This is a genomic window from Microcystis sp. M_OC_Ca_00000000_C217Col (assembly GCF_007095585.1).
Taxonomy (GTDB): Bacteria; Cyanobacteriota; Cyanobacteriia; order Cyanobacteriales; family Microcystaceae; genus Microcystis; species Microcystis panniformis.
This window is the reverse complement of the sequence record NZ_SFBV01000121.1, coordinates 1-4307: the sequence shown is the minus strand read 5'-3', so window position 1 is coordinate 4307 and position 4307 is coordinate 1. Positions and strand designations below refer to the sequence as shown.

The window sequence follows — 4307 nt, the reverse complement described above, 5'->3', positions numbered from 1 at the left end:
TGTACAGGATTAATTCTACTACAAAATTGGAAGGAGGGGGCAACCATCGATCCCTACCTCCCACACTCCGAGAATGATTATTATTCTTGAGGATGAATAGTTTATTTTTTGGAAGTCCCATGAGTCTTACGCTGGTTACTACTTAGATTTCGACCTATCTAAGAGATTCATAAGGATTACTTCGTTCCCAACAACCGTATTCCTAACTTTAGTGTCTTCCTCTATACCGAAGCTGTGTAGATGATTCTGGTTGAACTCTATCTTTTCCCAGTACGTTAGCTTGTTAACATTTTGTTGCCAGCCAATAATCTGTGTAGGCTAGGTTTCAGTGACGATACTTCTGACGGAAGTTCTTATTCATACACATAGTTAGATGCTAGACAGGTTTTGATGTCAGATTCATCTTTACTGCCATTTAACCCCGCTTTTCCCCTTTTGATGACCGTTCTCCACAGGAAGGGGTTATGCTGTCACTCCATCATCTGGAGGGAAGGACTTTCACCTTCACGGTTATTGAGTTATCAAGGTTCTCAACCTTGTCCTACCCACGTCTGTTAGACTTTTGGTAGGAACGAGTCGCACGATAGATTCTGTACTTGAACGCTTTTAGCATTTTGCTTACCAAACTACATTTACTATGGTAAGCTATGTGAGCAACAATGTCAAGCCGTCCTTCGCTACGCTAAAGGACGGGGTTTTAGACCCAAATTTTCGATAAAATCCCAAAAAAAGCCCCCAATCCCTTGGAGGCTTTTTCAAAGAAAAATAACTGTCATTAACCTTCTGCTAATTTCAGATCCCGCAGGGTGCTAATATCCACTTGAATCGATGGCCCCATGGAGGAAGAAACATAAACTGTACGCCAGTAACGACCTTTGGCTCCGGAAGGACGGTTTCTGTCCACCGTTTCCTGTAAAGCTTTCAAATTGATTAACAAATCCTCGGCGCTAAAAGAAGCTTTGCCAAATTGAACGTGAACGATCCCGGTGCGATCGGCCCGGAATTCCAATTTACCCGCTTTAAACTCAGAGATTGCTCCCGTTAAATCCGTGGTTACGGTTCCCCCTTTCGGTGAAGGCATTAAACCCCGTGGACCGAGTTGACGACCTAATTTAGCCACTTTCGGCATCATATCGGGGGTGGCGATTAACACCTCGAAATCCATCATCCCCTTGGCGATTTCTTCGATTAATTCTTCTGAACCAACGATATCGGCCCCGGCGTTGTTCGCTTCCTGCACCTGTTCCCCGCGAGTAATCACCGCTACTCGCACCGTGCGTCCGGTTCCTTTGGGTAAACTTACCGTTGTCCGCAGTTGTTGGTCGGTATATTTAGGATCGATACCTAAACGAATATGAGCTTCGGCGGTTTCGTCGAATTTCGCCGTCGCTAATTCCTTTAATAATGTCAGTGCCTCTAATGGCTCGTAGGCTTTATTTTCTACCTTAGCCTGGGCATCTCGCAAACGTCGTGAAACTTTTTTTACCATCTGATTTGTTGCTCCTTGGGTAATAACGAAGCTTAACTTCTCCCCGAAATAAGATTTAGTCTGAGATCTTGACACCCATATTTCTGGCCGTTCCCGCCACAATATTCATGGCCGCTTCGATGTCGTTAGCGTTAAGATCGGGCAGTTTAGTTTGGGCGATTTCCCGTAATTGGTCGCGGGTAATGGTGGCGACAAATTTCTTGTTAGGTTCGTTGGAACCTCTTTCCACACCGGCCGCTTTGCGGATGAGAACGGAAGCGGGGGGAGTTTTGAGGACAAAGGTAAAACTACGATCCTCAAAAACGGAGATTTCCACAGGGATGATCATCCCAGCCTGATCGGCGGTTTTAGCGTTGTAATCTTTACAAAACGCCATAATATTCACCCCGTGTTGACCCAAAGCAGGACCGACCGGAGGAGCAGGGTTAGCCTTACCAGCAGGTAAAGCTAGTTTAATAATTGCGACGACTTTTTTAGCCATGATTTAGTTTTGTTTTTCGACTTGATTAAATTCCAATTCGACCGGGGTATCCCGACCAAAAATGGAGAGCAGGGCCTTGAGTTTGCCGCGCTCGGGACTAACTTCGATCACTTCCCCTTCAAAGTCCTTAAATGGACCGGATAGAACCAAGATTTGATCGCCAACTTCCATATTGATTTTGACGACGGGTTCTTGAATCTGAGCTTGTTTGAAGATGCGATCGACTTCTGACATACTCAAGGGTAGCGGGGTGACGTGACCGCGGCCGCGTCCATAGTGGCGTTTTTGTTCGGCCCCGACAAAGTTGATCACGTGGGGGGTGTTTTTCACCACCTGCCAAGCGTCATCATCCATGATCATTCTGATCAGGACATAACCGGGGAAGACTTTTTCCTCACCGTGTTGCCGTGAACCATCCTTGCGGACTTTGACGGTGGCCGCTTGGGGAATCTGGACTTGTAGAATGCGATCAGCCACATCGAGGGTGTGGATGCGCTGTTCCAAATTGGCTTTGACCCGTTTCTCACAACCGGAAGCCACCTGCACGGCATACCAACGGGGTTTTTTCGGTAGGCCGCTGAGATTGACTTCTTCGGGAAACTGCTCTTCTTCTAGATTCATGGGAACACCTTCCCCGCACCCCAGGCAAAAAATTTATCAATCAGATAGATGAGAGTGGCTACCAAAGTGACCATTAACATCACGGCCGCCGATTCACTCAAAAGTTGCTGACGGGAAGGCCAGACGACTTTGGCGAGTTCTTCTTTGGTTTCATTGACGAATTCCTTGACCTGAAAGGAGCTTCCCTCTTTCTTGTCGCTCGTGTCTTTTTCTAGGGTTTCTTTTTTGGCCACGATCGCTACTCCTTAAAATGATACTCAAGCTATCCTTAACTTATCATTTTCACCGGACAACCCACACTAACCCCCAGACATTTAGATTATGTCCTTTGCAGTTATCGGCTTGGTGATTACCAAACGCGCCCTGGAGGACTTGAACCCCCGACATCAGGTTTTGGAGACCTGCGTTCTACCAACTGAACTAAGAGCGCCCATTCGCTAAACGATTTGGCTTTTTTAAGGCCTTTATTTATTATAGCGTAGTTGTTGGCGATTGTGCAACTTTCTTGGTTAGGCTGTCGCCGGAAATTTTTTAGAGAGGGCGATCGAAACGTTCTTGTACCCTGGTGGCTTTGCCAACCCGATCGCGCAGATAGTAGAGTTTCGCCCGGCGTACTTTACCACGACGGATGATCTTGATACTGGCAACCCGCGGCGAGTGGAGCAGGAAGACTCTTTCTACCCCCACACCCTGGAAGACTTTGCGTACTGTAATCGTTTCGTTGATACCGCCATGGCGTTTGGCGATGACAATACCCTCGTAGGGCTGAATCCGCTCTTTATCTCCTTCGACGATTCGCACCCCTACCCGGATCGTGTCACCGACATGGATAATGGGCAGATCGCTCTTGAGATACTCGGCTTCGATTGATTTGATAATCTCTTCCGTTTTCATCGGCTTCCGTAAAACTGACAATTCTCTATCATACCATATTTTTTGAGTAAAAAGCAATAGCTATTAGCTTTCCTAACACTGAGCGTTGCTGACTTGCCGATGCTGTCACCAGATGTCAGGCTGATTGTCCCGGATTACGGTCATTATCAACTGCGAAGGCTCTTGCCATTAACTGCCACTCTAGAGACGGTAATAAGTACATCTCTAGAGAATTTCTCTAATCCCTAATTAACTTCTCGAACCGCGATAAATGCGATCGGCTTGGGAGGGTTCTAAATAAGTATAGCCCGGTTTTTGGGTCGAGGAGCCATTCTTTTTGGCCACAGTATTAACCGCAGGAGTCGCTTTTTTTGCTTCGGCATGAGTCCTGATATAATCCTCAGAAATCTTGAAGGGATGACTATTGGGAAGGTGACGACTGGGGGGTAAATTGTCTTCTGGTTCGGGATGGGTAATTTTACTATGGGGAGCAACAAAATCGTGTAGGATGGGATCGTAGGCTAAAATTTCGCCGGTTTCAATCCGAAAAATCCAACCGTGTAGAGATAATTTACCCTGATGTAATCGGGAACGAATAATTGGATAGCTTTGCAAATTACTTAACTGATTGAGAACATTTTCTGCTACTGTCACCTCGATCAGTTCTTCTCCTTCTAGTTCCTTGTAATTATCCTTAACTAAACGTCGAGTAGCTTCTGCTTGTTTTAACCAATTGTAAACTAAAGGCATTTCATCGGCCAGACTCTGCAATTTTAATAAACCTTTCATCGCTCCACAATGGGAGTGACCGCAGATAATCACTTGCTCGATGCCGAGAGCGTT

6 protein-coding genes and 1 tRNA gene are annotated in these 4307 nt (G+C 46.2%); all 7 read right to left on the bottom strand.

Annotation, left to right across the window (positions count from 1 at the left end; translation table 11 throughout):
- Positions 1 to 775 precede the first annotated feature (775 nt).
- A complete protein-coding gene (gene rplA, locus EWV66_RS07255; protein WP_052277567.1) occupies positions 776 to 1489 on the bottom strand; it encodes a 50S ribosomal protein L1 in 714 nt (237 codons plus the stop codon).
- A 55-nt stretch (positions 1490 to 1544) separates the two neighbouring features.
- Positions 1545 to 1970: a 50S ribosomal protein L11 gene (rplK, locus tag EWV66_RS07250; protein ID WP_002761138.1), complete on the bottom strand. Its 426-nt coding sequence runs from the start codon at positions 1968 to 1970 to the stop codon at positions 1545 to 1547.
- A gap of 3 nt (positions 1971 to 1973) precedes the next feature.
- Positions 1974 to 2591: a transcription termination/antitermination protein NusG gene (nusG, locus tag EWV66_RS07245; protein ID WP_002765996.1), complete on the bottom strand. Its 618-nt coding sequence runs from the start codon at positions 2589 to 2591 to the stop codon at positions 1974 to 1976.
- Positions 2588 to 2824, bottom strand: a complete 237-nt coding sequence (gene secE, locus EWV66_RS07240) for a preprotein translocase subunit SecE (protein ID WP_002765998.1) — start codon at positions 2822 to 2824, stop codon at positions 2588 to 2590. The genes nusG and secE overlap by 4 nt, the downstream gene beginning before the upstream one ends.
- Before the next feature lie 124 nt (positions 2825 to 2948).
- Positions 2949 to 3021, bottom strand: a tRNA-Trp gene (locus tag EWV66_RS07235).
- A 101-nt stretch (positions 3022 to 3122) separates the two neighbouring features.
- Positions 3123 to 3485, bottom strand: a complete 363-nt coding sequence (gene rplS, locus EWV66_RS07230) for a 50S ribosomal protein L19 (RefSeq protein ID WP_002738040.1) — start codon at positions 3483 to 3485, stop codon at positions 3123 to 3125.
- 228 nt (positions 3486 to 3713) lie between these two features.
- Positions 3714 to 4307 (bottom strand): carbonic anhydrase (locus tag EWV66_RS07225; RefSeq protein WP_287108283.1); only part of this gene is annotated, 594 nt, incomplete at its 5' end.

Excerpts from the sequence above, each read along its gene's own strand:
- rplA (WP_052277567.1), bottom strand. The coding sequence starts at position 1,489 with ATGGTAAAAAAAGTTTCACGACGTTTGCGAGATGCCCAGGCTAAGGTA.
- rplK (WP_002761138.1), bottom strand. The coding sequence starts at position 1,970 with ATGGCTAAAAAAGTCGTCGCAATTATTAAACTAGCTTTACCTGCTGGT.
- nusG (WP_002765996.1), bottom strand. The coding sequence starts at position 2,591 with ATGAATCTAGAAGAAGAGCAGTTTCCCGAAGAAGTCAATCTCAGCGGC.
- rplS (WP_002738040.1), bottom strand. The coding sequence starts at position 3,485 with ATGAAAACGGAAGAGATTATCAAATCAATCGAAGCCGAGTATCTCAAG.